Below are 15,056 nucleotides of genomic sequence, written 5' to 3'. Positions count from 1 at the left end.
CCCCCCGGACAGAAATCTCAACGTTTGGCCGTCTGCAGCTGACAGTTATCAAGGACGATGCGGTCGCGCTTATAGACGGTGGCGGTATCGCCTTTTGACCAGAACACATAGACGCCGTCGGTGTAGCGCGCCCCGGAAGCCGACAGCCCCTCAGACAGGTTCAGTTGCTGATTATCATAGATAAAACTGACCTGCTGGCGTGCGTTATTGCGATGGACCGTCAATGGTTTCTGGTCGCATTGATACTCCAGCGTGTCCGTCTGCATCCGCTCGACAAACTGGTTGTAGTAGCTACAGCCCGCCAGCATAAAAGGTACAACTGCGATAAGAATTTTTTTCATTCGTTTGCCTTCGACTTTCCCGGTCACGGCGGGCACTCCGCCCTCCGCTTAACTTGTCCAGTTTACCGGTCGCATCGTATTTAAGATTTCAGTTAACTCCGATTCTGCGGCGGGTTAGCCGGAAAAATGGCGCCCAGCACCGAGGCTTCGCTGGCGCCGGTCACGGAGGGCAGATTGCCCGGCAGACCAGCCAGCGTTCGCCAGGCCAGCCAGGCAAAGGCCAGCGCTTCCATATCATCGCCGCTGATCCCCGCCTCATCGGTGGTGGAGACCTCGGTTCCCGGCAGCAGCGCCGCCAGGCGCGCCATTAACAAGGGGTTACGCGCGCCGCCGCCGCACACTAACAAACGCTCGCAGCCGCCGCTTAACAATACCTGCTCACTGATGGTGACGGCGGTCAATTCCGCAAGCGTAGCCTGAACATCCTCCCCGCGTAGCCCCGGATAGCGGGCCATATGCTGCTCCAGCCAGCCGTAATTGAAATATTCCCGACCGGTGCTTTTCGGCGCCGGCAAGGCAAACCACGGATCGCTCAGCATGTCCTGCAGCAGCGGCAGCAGCACTTTACCTTCGCTAGCCCATTGGGCGTCCTTGTCGTACGGTTTGCCCTTCTGGCGCCAGATCCAGGCGTCCAGCAACATATTTCCCGGCCCGGTATCATAGCCGCGCACCGGCTGCCCTGGCGCCAGCAGCGACACATTAGCGATCCCGCCGATATTGAGCACCATACGTCGCTCAACGGGGTGGGCCAGCAGCGCATGATGAAAAGCCGGCACCAGCGGCGCCCCCTGCCCGCCTAGCGCCATATCCCGGCGACGAAAATCCCCCACTACGGTTATCCCGGTGTGGGCGGCGATCTGGTTGTTATCACCAATTTGCAGGGTATGCGGAGCCTCTCCCTGCGGTTCATGCCATACGGTCTGTCCATGGCAGCCGATGGCGATGACGTCGGTGGGTTTGAGACTTTCCTGGCGCATCAGCGCCAGTACGGCATCGGCAAACAGCCGTCCCAGACGGGTGTCCAGACGGCCTAGCTGCGAAAGGGTCAGCGACTGCCCCTGGCAAATCGCCAGAATCTCTTCTTTTATCGCGTGTGGAATGGGCCAGGTGAGACTAGCCTGCTGCGCCACCATGTTTTCAGTAATGGTGGCCAAAACGACATCGATACCATCCAGGCTGGTACCAGACATAACGCCAATAAAGCGACCCGATCTCATACGTTTTCCTTCATTCCATGACCCTTGTATGCCCTTCACTCCATCATAAAGTGTCGGCTAATGCTATGTTGTACTAATACTTTTTAACAATAGAGCGACAAATCAGAGAACATCGTAAAGAACCGGCGTTTAGTTGAGGTTGAAGCACCAGTGTTTATTATTTTTTGTATAGTCCAGGGAGAACCTATGCCCGCCGACGACTAAATGCCATATAATTAACCGTATGGACGTTCAATTGAACACCTTCGGTGAACAGGAGATTCATAAATGATTTTACGTGTTTTGGCTGTATCGATGATTGGTTTTACGCTCGCAGGCTGCGTGAGCAGCAGCGGCCTGTCCGGCGACGTTTATTCCGCATCTGAAGCCAAACAGGTGCAGAGCGTGACTTACGGTACTATCGTGCATACGCGCGCCGTACAGATCCAGAGCGGCGACGATAGCAATGCCATCGGGGCCATTGGCGGTGCGGTACTGGGCGGGTTCCTTGGAAACACCATCGGCGGCGGTACCGGACGCTCTCTGGCTACGGCGGCAGGTGCGGTCGCGGGCGGCGTAGCCGGTCAGGGCGTTCAGGGCGCGATGAATAAAACGCAGGGCGTTGAACTGGAAATCCGTAAGGACGATGGCAATACCATTATGGTAGTGCAGAAACAGGGCAGCACTCCGTTCTCCGTTGGTCAGCGCGTGGCCATTGCCGGCAGCGGCAGCCAGGTCACCGTCTCTCCGCGATAATTTCCCTTACGATGCGGCCGGTTGCGCCGCATCGTATTTTTCAGCCACGTTTATTTCGCCGTAATAAATTCGTAGTAACCATCAGACATCTTTATTTTAATATTCCATGAATCATTGCGCCTGCGCAATATCTTATCTGCCCGCCCCTATTACCCTCAAGAACGTAAATTAGCCCTGGTGACTCATCGTCGCTGCCGTTGCCTTTTATGTGGAATATTGCCTATGCCCGAACATGTGCATCATATCGTTAAACGTCTAATCCTTTATATTTGCATTTGTTTACTGGCCGGGATTGGCATTTCCGGGATGACTGCTTTTTTTCATACCAGCTTCAGTAGTACTTCCTCAATATTATTTCCGCTGCTGACCAGTTTCCTGATGGTTTTTCATATTACCATTGCCTGTTTTATGGGCATGAAATACTGGAGCAGCAAGCGGCGTCTGTACCTTACTCCAGTCTCTTTCGGGTTTGCCTGCTCAGCGCTGCTGATGCTTGGCACGCTCAGCAGCTATCCGGACTGGCTTACCTGCAATCCGGCCCCGGTCGTTAATCAAAATGACGCCGTTATCTATTATTTCTTCCGCAATATAATGATGGCTGTGTTATTCATGTCATCTATTATTTTGTACTATTTTCGCCAGCGCATCATGCATTCGTGGAAAGCACACGTTCTTACATTTACAGCATGTATACTTTTTACGTTGACCATTATTGTTTTATCATGGCTATACTCCAGCCATTCGCCGTGGCTGAGCGTCAATTTTATCGACGATCTGAGCCATACCTTTACCCCGTTGTGGCAAAGTATTATCGGCTGGCTGCTGATGGCAGTTTGGTTCATCACGCTGATTTTATTAATTAGCTTGAGTAAACTGCGTAATATTTTTTGGTTCAGCGGCGCTTTTTTTTGCAGCGCTTATTTGTTCACGCTTTTCCAGCTGCTCTCCACCGCAGGGGAGCTGGATCAGACCTGGTACCAGGCGCGTTTTTTCGAAACGCTATGCACCTTGTTCCTGATTCTGGTGCTACTGGTTGACGTCTTTATCCTCTATCGCGAGTCTAACCACAAATATGTCCATTCGTATCAGAATTCGATCCGCGACCCGTTGACCCGCCTCTACAACCGCAGCTTTTTCTACGACACTCTTAACCAACAGCTGGCGAAGGTGAATGCCCAGCATCCGCTGTCGGTGCTCATCAGCGACCTCGACCATTTCAAACGCATCAACGATAGCTACGGCCATGTCGCCGGCGACAAAGTGATCCAGTTCGCCGCCTCGGTGCTGGAAAGCCATTCGCGGGTAGATGACGCCGCCGCACGCATCGGCGGTGAGGAATTTGCTCTGCTGCTGGTCAACACCGGTGAAAAAGAAGCGCAAGCGATCGCCGAGCGTATCCGCCTGGCGGTCAGTGCCGGGGAGAGCCATTTACCGGAGCGAATGACCATCAGCATGGGGGTGTATACCACCTACGACAATAGCGTGACAGCGGAAGCGTGCGTTCAGCGCGCGGACGAAGCCATGTATGAAGCAAAGAATAACGGACGTAACCAAGTGATCGTCTGGCATCAGCAGGGAGGGTGAAAAAAGGCCCGGATTAGCCCGGGCCGCAAAGAATTAATCTTTAGCCTGGAGATCGAGGATATTTTGTTCAAGTTTACGGATTAAGTGGAGCAAGGTTTCCACTTCCTGCTTCGAGACCCCTGAGAGGATTTCATCACGGGTCTTACCTATCACCTCTTCCATCTCGTTGATCAGCGGTTCGGCTTTTTCCGTCAGCTTGATGCGTTTGGCCCGCCGATCGCTTGCGCAGGTCTGGCGAGAAATGAGCCCTTTCTCCTCCAGCTGATCGAGCGTGCGCACCAGCGACGGCTGTTCAATACCGATAGCTTTCGCCAGCTGGATCTGCGACTGCTCAGGCGGCAGCTGGTGGATGTTATGCAGCGTGACCCAGTGGGTCTGCGTTAACTCCAGAGGTTTCAGGCGATGGTCGATTAGCGCGCGCCAAACGCGAACTAAACGTGCCAGATCAGAACCAAGTGGCGATTCCAATTTCATCTCCTTATAATTAGCTTGCTAAGTTATTATACTGATTTTAGAATAGTGTGCAGCATTTGAATTATCAAAACAAATGAATTACTTGATTCAACAAAAACCAAAACAATGATTTACACTGTTAAAGAGTAGCACGTCCTGAGGTTACCCCTGTAATGGCAAAGGATTTTTGCTTGTGAAACTGAGTCTTAACACATCCGGATTGCCGCTGCAGGACCTGGTGTTCGGCGCATCCGTCTATTTCCCTCCGCTGTTCAAAGCCGTCTTGTTGGGTTTCTTTATCTGGTTGTTTTTACATCGCCAGCTGCGTGACTGGATGTATGCGGGCGACATCTGGCACCCGCTACTAATGGATCTCTCCCTGTTCGCGCTCTCGGTCTGTCTGGCCCTGGTATTGCTCATTGCCTGGTGATCTCCCTGTTATGAAAAGATTAAAATATCTGTCAACGCTGCTGGTCGCGGCCGTCGCCCTGATTGCCGCATGGTTGTTATGGAATTTCTACACTCAGTCACCCTGGACCCGCGACGGCAAAGTGCGCGCCGAGCAGGTTGGGATCACCCCTCAGGTCTCCGGCAGTATTCTGCAGTTGAACGTAACCGATAACCAACGGGTCAAAGCTGGGGAAGTATTGTTTACCATCGACGACACCCCCTATCGCATCGCGGTGCTGAACGCCCAGGCGCAGCTGGCGAAAGCCCAGGCGGAGGTGGAGAAAGCGCAGGCGGAGCAAAGCAAGGCCGCCAGCGAGGCTCGCCGTCGCCGAAGCCTGTCGCAAAATGCCATCTCGGCTGAAGACCTTGAGAACGTCAATACCGCCCTGAATACCGCCACCACCACCCTGGCTGCCGCCAGAGCGGGGGTCGGCGTAACTGAAGCGGCGCTGAAACATGCGCAGTGGCAGCTCAGCCAGACGGTTGTCAAAGCGCCGGTGGATGGCTGGGTGACCAACCTTTCCACCCGCGTCGGTGATTACGCTACCACCGGCCATCCGGTCTTTGCCCTGGTGGACAGCCATTCGTTTTACGTACTGGGCTACTTCGAAGAGACCAAACTGCGCCACATTCGCATCGGCGATCCGGCACAAATTATTCTCTATAGCAATCAGCAGACGCTAAAGGGCCATGTCGCCAGCATCGGCCGCGCGATTGTCGACCAGAGCGTGGAACAGGGAACCGGGCTGGTGGCCAACATCAAACCAAATATCCCCTGGGTTCGTCTCGCCCAACGCGTTCCGGTGCGAATTGCCTTTGATACGCTGCCGGCCGATGTCACCCTGGTCTCCGGCACCACCTGCACTGTCTCAATTGGCGGGCAGTAATGAACCTGCAGACCCTGTCGTGGCGCACACTCCCCTGGGTTAAAGCCACCCGGCCGCAGTGGCGGTACGCATTGCGCAACGGCATCGCGATGTGTCTTGCGCTGAGTATCGCCTATGCGCTGGATCTTGATGAGCCCTACTGGGCGATGACGTCCGCGGCGGTGATCAGCTTTCCCACCGTCGGCGGAGTGATCAGTAAAAGTTTTGGCCGCATCGCAGGCAGCCTGCTCGGCGCCTGCGCCGCCCTGCTGCTTGCCGGTCATACACTCAACGATCCCTGGCTGTTTCTGTTCAGTATCTCCGGCTGGCTGGCGCTCTGCACCTGGGCCTGCGCCCTGTTCACCAACAACGTCGCCTACGCCTTTCAGCTGGCGGGCTATACCTGCGCCATCATCGCCTTTCCGGTGATTAACATCAGCGACAGCTACGAACTGTGGGTCATCGCCCAGTCGCGCGTCTGCGAAGTCATCGTCGGGATCCTATGCGGCGGGCTAATGATGATGATCCTGCCAAGCACCTCCGACGGCAGCAACCTGCTGACGGCCCTGAAAACCATGCACGCCCGGCTGCTGGAGCACGCCAGCCTGCTGTGGGTGCCGGAGACGACGGATGCCATTCGCACCGCCCATGAGAGCGTGATTGGCCAGATCCTGACCATGAACCTGCTGCGTATCCAGGCCTTCTGGAGCCACTACCGTTTCCGTCGGCAGAATCCTCTGCTGAACTACCTCCTGCATCAGCAGCTCAGAATGACCAGCGTCATCTCCAGTCTGCGACGGATGCTGCTGAACTGGCCTGACGCGCCGGCGAACACTCGCCAGGTACTGGAGTCGCTGCTCGCCGAGCTCGCCACCCCTCATGCCGACAGCTATCACGTTGCGCGGATCCTGGCGCCGCTGGCGCCGCGGCAGGATGCCGATTACCGGCACATCGCTTTCTGGGCGCGATTGCGCTATTTCTGTCGCATTTACCTGGAGAGCAGCCGCTGGATCCGCCGCGTTGAAAATGCCTCGGCGATCGCCGAGTTCAATGTGCCCGCCGCCCCGCCGTTAGCCCGCCATACCGATCAGGCGGAGGCGTTGCTCAACGGTGTCCGTACCTTTTGCGCGCTGGTGGCGATTGGCGCATGGGGGATCAGTACCCAGTGGACCAGCTGCGCGGCGGCCCTGACCCTGGCCTCCATCTGCTGCGTGCTCTACTCCGTATCCGCCTCGCCGTTTCGCTCGCTGACATTGCTGATGCAGACTCTGGTCCTGCTGTCGCTATTCAGTTTCGTGGTGAAGTTCGGCCTGATGGTGCAGGTAACCGACCTGTGGCAGTTTCTGCTGTTCCTGTTCCCGCTCCTGACCACCATGCAGTTACTCAAACTGCAGTGGCCCAAATACGCCGGCCTGTGGGGACAGCTTATCGTCTTTATGGGCTCGTTTATCGCCGTCACCAACCCGCCGGTGTACGATTATGCGGCCTTTTTCAATGATAATTTGAGCAAGATTGTCGGGGTAGGCTTTGCCTGGCTGGCCTTTGCGGTACTGAGTCCGGGCTCGGACGCCCGCAAAGGGCGACGCCATATCAGAGCGTTACGGCGTCACTTTGTCGATCAGCTTAGCCGTCATCCTCAGCACAGTGAGCATGAATTTGAATCGCTGGTCTATCACCACGTCAGTCAGCTCAGCCAGAGTAAGGATGCCCTGGCGCGCCGCTGGCTGTTGCGTTGGGGCGTCGTGCTGCTCAATTGCTCGCACGTCGTCTGGCAGCTTCGCGAATGGGAAACCCGCTCCGATCCTCTCGCCCAGGTGCGCGACCTGTGCATCAACCTGTTACGCGATGTGATGAGCGAGCGCGGCGTGCAGCAGCGCCCGCTGGCCTCCACCCTGCAGGAGCTGCAGCGGATCTGCGACGCCCTGAACCACCATCATCAGCCGGCGGCGCGGGAACTGGCCGCCGCGATTTGGCGACTGTACTGCGCCCTGTCGCAGCTGGAACAGGCCCCGGTGGCCGGCACAATTGGCGAAGGAACTACTTAATCACCCCGCAGGCAAACCGTTCGCCGCCGCCGCCCAGCGGCTGCGGACTGTCGGCCATGTTATCCCCGCCTACGTGGACCATCAGCGCTTTCCCTTTCACCTCCGCCAGCGTTTTCAGGCGCGGAGCAATAATCGGCTGGTCGGCTACGCCCGCATCGTTGACCACCAGCAGGGGCAGGTCGCCAAGATGCCCGGCCCCCAACGGCCCTTCGTGTTTGCCGGTATGCTGCGGATCGTAATGTCCGCCCGCCGCCCCGGCGGCCACGGCTTTACCTTCTTTCATCGCTGGCTGGCAGCTGCCTTCGGCATGAATATGAAACCCGTGCTTACCCGGCGGTAGCGCCCGCAGAGTGGGGGCGAACTCGAGTCCGCGGTCGGTTTCGGTGATTTTGACGCTGCCGATGGTCTGACCGACGCCCTGGGTGGTCACGAGATTAAGTTGCACATCTTCACTAACGGCCTGTGCGCCAGCGCAAAATGCGAGGGATAAGATCGCGAGAATACATCGTTGCATAACACCTCCGGATGGCTGTCTCCCTGTTAAGTGTAAACCAGGAACGCCTTTCCGGAGGGGAAATGCCCGTTACGGTACGTCGTACCCGAGCGCGGCTTTACGGATGCGGAACCACTGCTGACGGGTCATGCTGAGTTTTTCAGCCACAATCGCCGAGCGCACGCGCTCGATTTTGCCCGAGCCAATAATCGGCAGAGGCTGCGACGGCAGACGCAGCACCCAGGCATAAACTACCTGTTCGATGCTGTCGGCGTTAAGCTCGTGCGCCACCTGCGCCAGCTCATCGCGCAGCGCCTGGAAGCCCTCTTCGTTAAACAGGCGACCACCGCCAAGACAAGACCACGCCATCGGACGAATACGCAGTTGCTGCAGCTGATCGAGAGTACCGTCGAGCAGCAGCGGCTGATGCACCGGTGAAATTTCGACCTGGTTGGTGGCCAGGGTAAACGGCAGACGTGACTGCAGCAAGGTGAACTGGGCGGGGGTAAAGTTCGAGACGCCAAAATGGCGCACTTTACCGCTATGATGCAGCGCGAGAAAAGCTTCGGCTACCTCGTCGGCGTCCATCAGTGGGTCCGGCCGGTGGATCAGCAGCAAGTCGAGATGGTCCGTCGCCAGATTACGCAGCGATTGCTCGGCGCTGAGCACGATGTGATCGCGGTCGGTAATGTAGTGGCCAATGGTGTTCTCAGCGCGCGCCCGGGTGGCGATACCGCATTTGCTGACGATTTCCATCCGGCTACGCAGATGCGGCGCTCGCTTCAGCGCTTCGCCAAAGGCAGCCTCACACTGATAATCGCCATAGATATCGGCGTGATCGACGGTGGTTACGCCTAAATCGAGATGCTGCTCAATAAAGCTGACCAGCTCGCCAGGCGACATTTTCCAGTCCATCAGACGCCAGTAGCCCATCACAAAACGTGAAAATTCCGGCCCCTGGGGAGCCATAGCAATACGCTGAACCATAACCGCTTCCTCAATAAAAAAGTGCTCTGAGTATACGTAATTTTTGGCTTAAAACAGTGAGGGTTGCTGCGGTTCTTCCGCCGGCTCCGGCCTGTTCGCGCGTATTTTGCGCAGCAGCCGTTGGCGGCAAAGACGCAAAACCTCCTGTTTCTGCGCATCGCTCATCGTTTGCCAGTTAAAACGTTCCTCACGGCTGCGGAAACAGCCGCGACAGTAGCCGCGCTCATCGGTCTGACATATTCCCCGGCACGGGCTCTGCACCGGGAAAAATTCTAACTGCTCTGCCACCACACGCCTCCTGTCCCCTCGTCTCCTTTCATTGAAGACGTTTCCCCGCGCCGACGCAAATTTTGTTCACTACGTGCTGCGCCAGCTAACATTTTTCCGCCGACGCTTGCATTAGACCAATCGGTCTACTACAGTGTGCAGCATGAACAGACACAGCGATTGCGATACCCGAGAACATATCCTGGCCACCGGCGAGCAGCTTTGCATGCATCGCGGTTTTACCGGAATGGGCTTGAGCGAACTTCTGAAGACGGCGGAGGTGCCCAAGGGCTCCTTCTACCACTACTTTCGCTCTAAGGAAGCCTTCGGCGTCGCGCTGCTTGAACATCACTACACCGGATATCTGCAGCGCCTGGTCGACCACTTCGATCATGGCGACGGTAACTATCGCGATCGCCTGCTGGCCTACTATCAGCACACGCTGAATCAGTTCTGCCAGCAGGGGATTATTAGCGGGTGTCTTACTGTCAAGCTATCCGCGGAGGTTTGCGATCTGTCGGAAGATATGCGCGCCGCCATGGATCGCGGAGCCAGCCAGATTATCGCCCTGCTGGGCGACGCGCTGGAGAAAGGACGTCAGGAAGGCAGTCTCGCATTTGACGGCGAGGCCATGACCCTGTCGCAGGTGCTGTATTCCCTGTGGCTCGGGGCCAACCTGCAGGCCAAAATTACGCGTAGCGCAACGCCGCTGGAAAGCGCCCTTGCCCACGCCAAACAGATTATTGCGGCGCCTGCGGTATAACAGGCGTTTTTATTTCATCAGTTACTAGACGACCGGTCTACTCAGGAGTCACTATGTCGGAAGCAAAATTATTCAGCCCACTGAAAGTCGGTGCGGTCACCGTCCCTAATCGCGTATTTATGGCGCCGTTGACGCGTCTGCGCAGCATTGAGCCGGGCGATATCCCTACTCCGCTGATGGGCGAATACTACCGCCAGCGCGCCAGTTCCGGGCTGATCATCACCGAAGCGACGCAGATCTCCGCGCAGGCCAAAGGCTACGCCGGCGCGCCTGGGCTGCACAGCCCGGAGCAGATTGCCGCCTGGCAGAAAATCACCGCCGGCGTTCATGCCGAAAACGGTCATATCGCCGTCCAGCTGTGGCACACCGGGCGTATTTCCCATAGCAGCCTGCAGCCTGGCGGCGCCGCCCCGGTAGCGCCTTCCGCGCTGAGCGCGGGCACCCGTACCTCACTGCGTGACGAAAACGGCCACGCCATTCGCGTCGACACCTCAATGCCCCGCGCCCTGGAAACCGCAGAGATCCCAGGGATCGTCAACGATTTCCGTCAGGCGGTCGGCAATGCCCGTGACGCCGGCTTCGATCTGGTTGAGCTGCACTCAGCCCACGGCTATCTGCTGCACCAGTTCCTCTCGCCATCGGCGAACCAGCGTACCGATCAGTACGGCGGCAGCGTGGAGAACCGTGCCCGTCTGGTGCTGGAAGTGGTTGACGCCGTGAGTCAAGAGTGGAGCGCCGAACGCATTGGCATCCGCGTGTCGCCGATTGGCAGCTTCCAGAATGTGGATAATGGCCCGAACGAAGAAGAAGACGCGCTGTATCTGATTAGCGAGCTGGCGAAACGCGGTATCGCCTATCTGCACATGTCCGAGCCGGACTGGGCGGGCGGCAAACCTTACAGTGAAGCTTTCCGTCAGAAAGTCCGCGACCGCTTCCCGGGGGTGATCATTGGCGCTGGCGCTTACACAGTAGAAAAAGCCAACGATCTTATCAATAAAGGGCTGATTGATGCCGTGGCCTTTGGCCGCGATTACATCGCCAACCCGGATCTGGTGGCTCGCCTGCAGAAAAAAGCGCCGCTTAACCCGCAACGCCCGGAATCCTTCTACGGCGGCGGCGCGGAAGGCTACACCGATTACCCGACTCTGTAATCCCTCCATTGATAGCGGCGACGTATCGCCGCTATACTCAACGCTCTGATCTATCAAATAAACTGCATAGGGGACATTATGCGCTTACTCCACACCATGCTGCGCGTTGGCGACCTGCAACGTTCTATCGACTTCTATACCAACGTGTTGGGCATGAAGCTGCTGCGCACCAGCGAAAACCCGGAGTACAAGTACTCCCTCGCCTTTGTCGGCTACGGCGAAGAGAGCGAAACCGCGGTGATCGAACTGACCTACAACTGGGGCGTGGACAGCTATGAGCTGGGCACCGCCTACGGCCATATCGCGCTAAGCGTCGATAACGCCGCCGAAGCCTGCGAACGGATCCGTCAGAACGGGGGCAACGTCACCCGTGAAGCCGGGCCGGTAAAAGGCGGCACCACCGTCATCGCCTTCGTGGAAGATCCGGACGGTTACAAAATCGAGCTCATTGAAGAGAAAGATGCAGGCAAAGGTCTGGGCAACTAACGCTTCCCCACGCTGGCATATTTAATGCCATGGCTCGCCCGGGCGCTACGGCGCCCGTTGTTTTCACCCCTGCCTGCTGCAAGCCGCGGCAAAATTTGCCATAATGCGCGCTACTTTTTTCCAGCTAAGAGAATCTGATGTCCGAGAACGCTCAACTGAATGGTCTGTGCGACCGTTTCCGCGGTTTTTATCCGGTGGTGATCGATGTTGAAACCGCAGGATTTAACGCCAAAACCGACGCCCTGCTGGAGATCGCCGCCATTACGTTGAAGATGGATGAGCACGGCTGGCTGATGCCCGATGAAACGCTGCATTTCCATGTTGAACCTTTCGAGGGCGCCAATCTGCAGCCCGAAGCGCTGGCTTTTAACGGGATTAACCCGCATGACCCGCAGCGCGGGGCCGTCAGCGAATACGATGCCCTGCATGCCATCTTCAAAATGGTGCGCAAAGGGATGAAAGAGAGCGACTGCAGCCGGGCAATCATGGTGGCGCACAATGCCACCTTTGACCACAGCTTCACCATGACCGCCGCCGAACGCGCGGGACTTAAACGCAACCCTTTCCATCCGTTTGTTACCTTCGACACCGCCGCGCTAAGCGGGCTGGCGCTGGGCCAGACGGTGCTGTCGAAAGCCTGTATTGCCGCGGGTATGCCGTTCGACGGCGCGCAGGCTCACTCCGCCCTGTATGATACCGAGCAGACGGCGCAGCTGTTTTGCGAGATCGTGAACCGCTGGAAGCGTCTGGGCGGCTGGCCGCTGCCAGTGGCCACCCCGGAGTGATAAAAAAAGCGACTTCCAGGAAGTCGCTTTTTTACTGATGGCGGGAATTACTCCGCTTTTGGCTCGTCGGTATGGTACTTTGCCGCCGTCTCTTTGATCAGCTGCTGCAGTTCACCGCGCTGGTACATTTCGATGACGATATCGCAGCCGCCCACCAGTTCACCGTCTACCCACAGCTGCGGGAAAGTCGGCCAGTTGGCGTATTTAGGCAGCTCGGCGCGGATATCCGGGTTCTGCAGGATATCAACGTAAGCAAAACGTTCGCCACAGGCGGACAGCGCCTGAACAGCCTGGGCAGAGAAACCGCAGCTTGGCAGCTTCGGCGACCCTTTCATATACAACAGGATCGGGTTTTCAGCGATTTGGCGTTGGATCTTTTCTAAAGTCGAGCTCATTGTCGTGCTTCCTTAAACTTCTTTCTACGGCAGTAACTTGTCATTGTAGCGTCCTGTAGGCAGGACGGATAATAACATTTTTTTCACTATTCATATTTTATCTTCTGTTGCGCGAAGTTGCCTTAAAAATATCACTTTGCGATCGCAGGCGGGCACTCATTGCGCATTTTCTGTGCGAGGCGGTCAATGTCTGACGCGTTTTCTTGCAATCGTTAACCAATCGACATTTTTGATACAAAAGAATATTAACTTTCCGGCTTTTTATGCTTTAGAATCATTCCGGTTTGTCATTCATCGTCAGGCATTTGTACATGTCTGTAATTAATCAGGGGATTGCTCAGTGGCGCGGCTAAACAAAATCGCGATATCGCTCTGTGCATTACTGTTCACGTCTATCTCATTCACGCCACTGGCTCAGGCATCAGGGCATACGCACGCCTCCGCTTCGCCAAAAGCGTTGCCCGCGAAAAGTGGCTCAGAGCGCAAGAAAAAAGCAACCAGTCAAAAAACTAAAACCACCGCTAAAACCACCAGTAAAAAGTCCTCGCGCACCCGGCTCCCTACCCGCACTACCGCAGCAAGCCAAACCGCACTTCATCGTCAGGCCGCCGGCGCGACGAAAAAATGCGTGCTGCGTAAAGGTTATAAAAAGCAGTGCGCGAAAACGGTCGCCGCCAGCGCCGAGCCGACCCTGGCGCTAAACAGCGTCAAAAGCAAATGCGTGGTGCGCAAGGGCTATAAAAAACGCTGTAAGCCCGAGGCCAGCGAAGCGAATTTAACGATCGCCGACGCCCACAAGGTCCGGGTGCAAAAAGCGCAAAGTACCGCGATGAACAAACTGATGGGCCAGTTGGGTAAACCCTATCGCTGGGGCGGCACCTCGCCGCGCACCGGGTTTGACTGCAGCGGGCTGGTCTATTACGCCTATAAGGACCTGGTCAAGATCCACATCCCGCGTACGGCCAACGAAATGTACCACCTGCGCGATGCGCGTCCGGTGGATCGTGATGAACTGCAGAGCGGCGATTTAGTCTTCTTCCGCACCCGCGGACGGGGCGCTGCCGACCATGTCGGCGTCTACGTCGGCAACGGAAAATTCATTCAGTCGCCGCGCACAGGTCGTGATATTCAAATCACCTCCCTGAGCGAGGATTACTGGGTTCGCCATTATGTCGGCGCTCGTCGCGTCATGACGCCGAAAACCATTCGCTGATCCCGGTCTGCCGCTGCGGCGGCAGACCGCCTCTCCTGCTCGATCTCCATCCCCACCCGCAAGGGATATTGCAGATTGCTCTCTTTGCCCGGCGTATCACGACGATAGCGGGTCGGCGACATGCCAAAGTGACGGTGAAAGGTCCGGCAGAAAGCGGCTTGTCCCTCGTATCCCAGGCACTGAGAAATACTCTGTATCGACGCCTGCGTCTGCGTTAAATAGATTGTCGCAATCGTCATCTTTCGTCGGCTGACGTAGCTCGCCAGCGTGCAGCCCGTTACCATGGCGAATTGTCGCTGGAAGTACCAGTGTGAGTAGCCGGACTTTTTCGCAATCGCGCTCACCGACAGGGTGTCGAAAATATGTGCTTCGATCCAGTCAACAATCCCCTGCACCACCGGGATCATTTTCGCGCTCACCACCTCATCTGTTTTTGCCATCGTCGTCATCCTGGGGAAATTACTGCTGGCGGCTATATTTGTCATACAAATTAAAAAATAGACAATGAATTATTGGCATAGCGACGATTGCCTGAGCGCATGTTTTTATTAATCGTTTGATATTAAAGTTTTATTTTTTATTCAGCGCATTGCGTGACAGCGGAGAAGCAGAGTAGTTAATCGCCATGCGAGTTCGCAAATCCGCAGAGGGCATCTCCTTATACAGGGTTGCAACAATTTTGGTGGCTTATCGCCCACTCCTGCAGAAAACGGTTAAGCCTTCACCACATGCACCGGTGATAATAGCCTTTATCGTTGTAAGGCTTTTCACTGCTTGCGGCAAATGTTAACATTCTCAATACAATAACACGCCCGGGACGCGACA

General features: G+C 56.3%; 18 protein-coding genes. 10 read left to right on the top strand and 8 right to left on the bottom strand.

Going from position 1 to position 15,056, the window contains the following annotated elements; all coding sequences use genetic code 11:
* Positions 1–17: 17 nt before the first annotated feature.
* A complete protein-coding gene (gene mliC, locus LPQ25_RS11670; protein ID WP_002907744.1) occupies positions 18–341 on the bottom strand; it encodes a C-type lysozyme inhibitor in 324 nt (107 codons plus the stop codon).
* A gap of 92 nt (positions 342–433) precedes the next feature.
* Entirely contained in the window at positions 434–1,558 is a 1,125-nt protein-coding gene (gene anmK, locus LPQ25_RS11665) for an anhydro-N-acetylmuramic acid kinase (RefSeq protein ID WP_004143831.1), read from the bottom strand.
* 267 nt (positions 1,559–1,825) lie between these two features.
* Here anmK and slyB point away from each other — a divergent pair, with 267 nt between their 5' ends.
* Positions 1,826–2,293 (top strand): outer membrane lipoprotein SlyB, encoded by a 468-nt coding sequence (gene slyB, locus LPQ25_RS11660; RefSeq protein ID WP_002907749.1) that lies wholly within the window; start codon positions 1,826–1,828, stop codon positions 2,291–2,293.
* 222 nt (positions 2,294–2,515) lie between these two features.
* Positions 2,516–3,877 (top strand): sensor domain-containing diguanylate cyclase, encoded by a 1,362-nt coding sequence (locus LPQ25_RS11655; RefSeq protein WP_004151205.1) that lies wholly within the window; start codon positions 2,516–2,518, stop codon positions 3,875–3,877.
* Between the two features lie 33 nt (positions 3,878–3,910).
* Here the strand turns inward: LPQ25_RS11655 and slyA are convergent, their stop codons facing one another.
* Positions 3,911–4,351: a transcriptional regulator SlyA gene (gene slyA, locus LPQ25_RS11650; RefSeq protein WP_004143833.1), complete on the bottom strand. Its 441-nt coding sequence runs from the start codon at positions 4,349–4,351 to the stop codon at positions 3,911–3,913.
* Between the two features lie 172 nt (positions 4,352–4,523).
* Between slyA and LPQ25_RS11645 the strand changes: the two genes are divergently transcribed.
* From LPQ25_RS11645 to LPQ25_RS11635, 3 genes are read left to right on the top strand one after another with little or no spacing between them, the layout of a single operon-like run.
* On the top strand, positions 4,524–4,760 hold the full coding sequence (locus LPQ25_RS11645; protein ID WP_004143834.1) for a DUF1656 domain-containing protein: 237 nt from the start codon (positions 4,524–4,526) through the stop codon (positions 4,758–4,760).
* Positions 4,761–4,770: 10 nt separating this feature from the next.
* Positions 4,771–5,667, top strand: a complete 897-nt coding sequence (locus tag LPQ25_RS11640; protein ID WP_014907487.1) for an efflux RND transporter periplasmic adaptor subunit — start codon at positions 4,771–4,773, stop codon at positions 5,665–5,667.
* Positions 5,667–7,691 carry an FUSC family protein gene (locus LPQ25_RS11635; protein WP_014907486.1) on the top strand — a complete coding sequence of 675 codons (2,025 nt, stop codon included), beginning with the start codon at positions 5,667–5,669 and terminating at the stop codon, positions 7,689–7,691. Before LPQ25_RS11640 ends, LPQ25_RS11635 begins: the two co-directional genes overlap by 1 nt.
* Here the strand turns inward: LPQ25_RS11635 and sodC are convergent.
* The 3 genes from sodC to LPQ25_RS11620 all read right to left on the bottom strand — a co-directional run bounded on the left by sodC (position 7,684) and on the right by LPQ25_RS11620 (position 9,462).
* On the bottom strand, positions 7,684–8,205 hold the full coding sequence (gene sodC, locus LPQ25_RS11630) for a superoxide dismutase [Cu-Zn] SodC (RefSeq protein ID WP_004184268.1): 522 nt from the start codon (positions 8,203–8,205) through the stop codon (positions 7,684–7,686). The two genes, LPQ25_RS11635 and sodC, sit on opposite strands and share 8 nt — an antisense overlap.
* A gap of 69 nt (positions 8,206–8,274) precedes the next feature.
* On the bottom strand, positions 8,275–9,171 hold the full coding sequence (locus LPQ25_RS11625; RefSeq protein WP_002907760.1) for an aldo/keto reductase: 897 nt from the start codon (positions 9,169–9,171) through the stop codon (positions 8,275–8,277).
* A gap of 48 nt (positions 9,172–9,219) precedes the next feature.
* Positions 9,220–9,462, bottom strand: a complete 243-nt coding sequence (locus LPQ25_RS11620; protein WP_004189722.1) for a DUF1289 domain-containing protein — start codon at positions 9,460–9,462, stop codon at positions 9,220–9,222.
* Positions 9,463–9,601: 139 nt separating this feature from the next.
* Here LPQ25_RS11620 and LPQ25_RS11615 point away from each other — a divergent pair, with 139 nt between their 5' ends.
* The 4 genes from LPQ25_RS11615 to rnt all read left to right on the top strand — a co-directional run bounded on the left by LPQ25_RS11615 (position 9,602) and on the right by rnt (position 12,623).
* Positions 9,602–10,201, top strand: coding sequence for a TetR/AcrR family transcriptional regulator (locus tag LPQ25_RS11615; protein WP_004175857.1), 600 nt, complete (start codon positions 9,602–9,604; stop codon positions 10,199–10,201).
* 53 nt (positions 10,202–10,254) lie between these two features.
* A complete protein-coding gene (locus LPQ25_RS11610) occupies positions 10,255–11,352 on the top strand; it encodes an alkene reductase (protein WP_002907763.1) in 1,098 nt (365 codons plus the stop codon).
* Between the two features lie 78 nt (positions 11,353–11,430).
* On the top strand, positions 11,431–11,838 hold the full coding sequence (gloA, locus tag LPQ25_RS11605) for a lactoylglutathione lyase (protein ID WP_002907764.1): 408 nt from the start codon (positions 11,431–11,433) through the stop codon (positions 11,836–11,838).
* 137 nt (positions 11,839–11,975) lie between these two features.
* Complete coding sequence (rnt, locus tag LPQ25_RS11600) at positions 11,976–12,623, top strand: ribonuclease T (protein ID WP_002907766.1); 648 nt, start codon at positions 11,976–11,978, stop codon at positions 12,621–12,623.
* Positions 12,624–12,670: 47 nt separating this feature from the next.
* On the opposite strand, the gene LPQ25_RS11595 is transcribed toward rnt, so the two are convergent.
* Positions 12,671–13,018, bottom strand: a complete 348-nt coding sequence (locus LPQ25_RS11595) for a Grx4 family monothiol glutaredoxin (RefSeq protein ID WP_002907768.1) — start codon at positions 13,016–13,018, stop codon at positions 12,671–12,673.
* Between the two features lie 340 nt (positions 13,019–13,358).
* Between LPQ25_RS11595 and LPQ25_RS11590 the strand changes: the two genes are divergently transcribed.
* Entirely contained in the window at positions 13,359–14,231 is an 873-nt protein-coding gene (locus LPQ25_RS11590; RefSeq protein WP_004151204.1) for a C40 family peptidase, read from the top strand.
* On the opposite strand, the gene LPQ25_RS11585 is transcribed toward LPQ25_RS11590, so the two are convergent.
* On the bottom strand, positions 14,186–14,671 hold the full coding sequence (locus tag LPQ25_RS11585; protein WP_004212764.1) for a helix-turn-helix domain-containing protein: 486 nt from the start codon (positions 14,669–14,671) through the stop codon (positions 14,186–14,188). The genes LPQ25_RS11590 and LPQ25_RS11585 overlap by 46 nt on opposite strands.
* Between the last annotated feature and the right edge of the window lie 385 nt (positions 14,672–15,056).

The organism is Klebsiella sp. KPN54798 (assembly GCF_021184225.1).
In the GTDB taxonomy this organism is placed as follows: Bacteria; Pseudomonadota; Gammaproteobacteria; order Enterobacterales; family Enterobacteriaceae; genus Klebsiella; species Klebsiella pneumoniae.
This window is presented reverse-complemented; position numbering and strand designations above follow the sequence as displayed.

What these genes read in the sequence shown, in the direction of transcription:
- mliC (WP_002907744.1), bottom strand. Translation starts at nt 341, where the DNA reads ATGAAAAAAATTCTTATCGCAGTTGTACCTTTTATGCTGGCGGGCTGT.
- anmK (WP_004143831.1), bottom strand. Translation starts at nt 1,558, where the DNA reads ATGAGATCGGGTCGCTTTATTGGCGTTATGTCTGGTACCAGCCTGGAT.
- slyB (WP_002907749.1), top strand. Translation starts at nt 1,826, where the DNA reads ATGATTTTACGTGTTTTGGCTGTATCGATGATTGGTTTTACGCTCGCA.
- LPQ25_RS11655 (WP_004151205.1), top strand. Translation starts at nt 2,516, where the DNA reads ATGCCCGAACATGTGCATCATATCGTTAAACGTCTAATCCTTTATATT.
- slyA (WP_004143833.1), bottom strand. Translation starts at nt 4,351, where the DNA reads ATGAAATTGGAATCGCCACTTGGTTCTGATCTGGCACGTTTAGTTCGC.
- LPQ25_RS11640 (WP_014907487.1), top strand. Translation starts at nt 4,771, where the DNA reads ATGAAAAGATTAAAATATCTGTCAACGCTGCTGGTCGCGGCCGTCGCC.
- LPQ25_RS11635 (WP_014907486.1), top strand. Translation starts at nt 5,667, where the DNA reads ATGAACCTGCAGACCCTGTCGTGGCGCACACTCCCCTGGGTTAAAGCC.
- sodC (WP_004184268.1), bottom strand. Translation starts at nt 8,205, where the DNA reads ATGCAACGATGTATTCTCGCGATCTTATCCCTCGCATTTTGCGCTGGC.
- LPQ25_RS11625 (WP_002907760.1), bottom strand. Translation starts at nt 9,171, where the DNA reads ATGGTTCAGCGTATTGCTATGGCTCCCCAGGGGCCGGAATTTTCACGT.
- LPQ25_RS11615 (WP_004175857.1), top strand. Translation starts at nt 9,602, where the DNA reads ATGAACAGACACAGCGATTGCGATACCCGAGAACATATCCTGGCCACC.
- LPQ25_RS11610 (WP_002907763.1), top strand. Translation starts at nt 10,255, where the DNA reads ATGTCGGAAGCAAAATTATTCAGCCCACTGAAAGTCGGTGCGGTCACC.
- gloA (WP_002907764.1), top strand. Translation starts at nt 11,431, where the DNA reads ATGCGCTTACTCCACACCATGCTGCGCGTTGGCGACCTGCAACGTTCT.
- rnt (WP_002907766.1), top strand. Translation starts at nt 11,976, where the DNA reads ATGTCCGAGAACGCTCAACTGAATGGTCTGTGCGACCGTTTCCGCGGT.
- LPQ25_RS11595 (WP_002907768.1), bottom strand. Translation starts at nt 13,018, where the DNA reads ATGAGCTCGACTTTAGAAAAGATCCAACGCCAAATCGCTGAAAACCCG.
- LPQ25_RS11585 (WP_004212764.1), bottom strand. Translation starts at nt 14,671, where the DNA reads ATGGCAAAAACAGATGAGGTGGTGAGCGCGAAAATGATCCCGGTGGTG.